5 protein-coding genes are annotated in these 2257 nt (G+C 25.7%); all 5 read right to left on the minus strand.

Features of this window, described 5'->3' with window-relative positions:
- Nucleotides 1–59: 59 nt before the first annotated feature.
- On the minus strand, nucleotides 60–383 hold the full coding sequence (locus tag PF569_09280) for a hypothetical protein (protein ID MDA3856427.1): 324 nt from the start codon (nucleotides 381–383) through the stop codon (nucleotides 60–62).
- 336 nt (nucleotides 384–719) lie between these two features.
- Entirely contained in the window at nucleotides 720–1097 is a 378-nt protein-coding gene (locus tag PF569_09285; protein ID MDA3856428.1) for a hypothetical protein, read from the minus strand.
- 12 nt (nucleotides 1098–1109) lie between these two features.
- Nucleotides 1110–1475, minus strand: a complete 366-nt coding sequence (locus PF569_09290) for a hypothetical protein (protein MDA3856429.1) — start codon at nucleotides 1473–1475, stop codon at nucleotides 1110–1112.
- 35 nt (nucleotides 1476–1510) lie between these two features.
- Nucleotides 1511–1741 (minus strand): hypothetical protein, encoded by a 231-nt coding sequence (locus tag PF569_09295; protein ID MDA3856430.1) that lies wholly within the window; start codon nucleotides 1739–1741, stop codon nucleotides 1511–1513.
- A 37-nt stretch (nucleotides 1742–1778) separates the two neighbouring features.
- Nucleotides 1779–2257 (minus strand): hypothetical protein (locus PF569_09300; GenBank protein ID MDA3856431.1); only part of this gene is annotated, 479 nt, incomplete at its 5' end.

Raw genomic sequence — 2257 nt, forward strand, 5'->3', positions numbered from 1 at the left:
GCATAATTTTCTTTTTTAGTAAATAACTTCTGTGAATATCACAGGAGCTTTTAAATTGTTTAAACAAAAAGTTTTGCTTCTTCTTTTAATTCATCAAAATAATCTTCTGCTACATTTAAATCTTCAGAAGCCATATCTCTTTGAGTTTTTGCATAATTTAGTTGTGATAACCAAGTTTGTGCATTAGTAGTAATATATCCACGAGCTTTATCAACAAGTTGGTCAGCTTCAACTAAATCAGCCTGTGCTTCCATAACTTTAGCTGATTGACTACTAATAATTGCATTTAATTTAGCAGCCAAGATGGGAGCTGATTTCTCTACTTGTGTCTTAACATCTTCTACTGCATTTGTTTTAATTGCTAGTTCTGTGTACTTTGACATAATTTTAATTTTTTAAGTTATTATAATTTTCAAATTGTTTTGAAGGTTGTGTTCTTACTATTACATCACCTGTTATAAATTCATAAATATATTTCATGATTAATATTTTTAAGTTTTAAATAAAGACTCCAATAAGATTAAGTAAGCTTTAAATGTATTTATCATACATTTGGTTACTACATTGCTGTTATTTCTAACTAATCTTTATAGAGCCTTTAATATTTTAAATTTAAAAATAAGTAAATAAGGAGTTATAATTTTCTAAGGTTGATTAAGCTTTCTATGATTCAACACTATTATAACTCCCTGGTGGATTAAGCTTTATATGATGCCACACTATATATTATCAAATTCTTTAATCCATTTGTTAGGCATTCTTTTAAATTTCATATCAATGTTATCAAAGTTTGTTACATTGAAATGATATTTTTTACTCCTAATATCTGGTGCAGTTATAGTACAACCTTTCTCAGAATCTCTATTGTAAAAAGACCAATATCCTCTGTGTATTCCTGAATGCCAGAATGTTTTATTAAAAAAGAATTTATATTCTTTAGATTTATACTCTTTTAAAAGTATATCTACATCTCCAACATAACCTTTAACAATAAAATTTCCTTTATTACTATACACAAAACACAAACAATAAGCTCCTTTTGCCCAACCTTTTTTTGATAGTTTAGGAGCTGTGATTTCCGGTAATTTCTTTTTCATAACAAGTATGTATTAATTATTTAAGGTTATAGACAGAGCATTAGTAAACGTTCTATCCAATATAACATATATGTCCATATCAATTTCTTCAGATTCATGTTGAATCATCCTTGCTTGTAAAAAACTACCCCAAATTACCATAGTTTCTCTTGAAACATATTTGAAAGTTATTTCTTCAAAGTTTGATTGTTTAAATAATTCATTACATAGATAAACATAAGCTTTAAATTCTTCTGATGTTGGAGCTTTTAATAGTTCTTTAGCTCCTTCCATTATTTGTAAAAGTTCTGCAAAACTTAAAATAATGTTGAAACTAGTTGAATAAGAAACTGTCTCTTTCTTTGTTACTTCATTGTGTATTATAATAGGATGTGTCATAATTTTAAATTTCTTTTAATTTAAATATTATACAATCATTGATCTCTCTTACAAAATTTACAATTTCCTTTATGAGTAATAAAATCACTTCTATAAGCATTTATAAAACCTATGTATTCACAAGAATCTATAACATATAAATAGATAATCCTATCTCTTATTGCATTTACATGAATAGTATCTATAGGAACTTTGTTTTCATGTATTTTTGTTGTTAATTCATTTTGTTTCTTATATTCCTTACACCCAGCGCATAAAATGCACATTAATAATATGTAAATAAACTTCATAATAAATATGTTTTTAAATTTCTTTTAATTCAGCAATTGCACGATTATCAAGTCCACCTGATTTATACCTAAAAGTACCTCTAACTGATTTAGAATAAATACTAAAATAAAAGTTACCTTCTATTTTACCTGATTGAGATTCTTTTTGTCCAGATAAAAAACTTACTGGAGCTTCACATTCTTTCCCAATATATTCATTATACTTTTCTAATTCAGTATCAACTTCCAATTGAAAGTTATTTGCTAACTTTAATATTTCTAAATTATGGAATTGTTCATTTAAATCCTTCAATTCATCTGATAATATTTGTAAGTCATTAAAGTATTTTATTTCTTCTAATGTATGTAATAGTTTCATAATAAATATGTTTTTAAGTTTGAGCTTCTTTACTATTTCAAATAAAGTACTAGCACTCGAATTCTTGTTTTTATACTCGCAACTTTTAAGAGTTATTGATAGATGATGGATTTGGTGAGATATATTGAGATAAA

Source organism: Candidatus Woesearchaeota archaeon, from assembly GCA_027858315.1.
Lineage (GTDB): Archaea > Nanobdellota > Nanobdellia > Woesearchaeales > UBA583 > UBA583.

Coding starts and splice junctions, on each gene's coding strand:
- PF569_09280 (MDA3856427.1), bottom strand. CDS start 383: ATGTCAAAGTACACAGAACTAGCAATTAAAACAAATGCAGTAGAAGAT.
- PF569_09285 (MDA3856428.1), bottom strand. CDS start 1,097: ATGAAAAAGAAATTACCGGAAATCACAGCTCCTAAACTATCAAAAAAA.
- PF569_09290 (MDA3856429.1), bottom strand. CDS start 1,475: ATGACACATCCTATTATAATACACAATGAAGTAACAAAGAAAGAGACA.
- PF569_09295 (MDA3856430.1), bottom strand. CDS start 1,741: ATGTGCATTTTATGCGCTGGGTGTAAGGAATATAAGAAACAAAATGAA.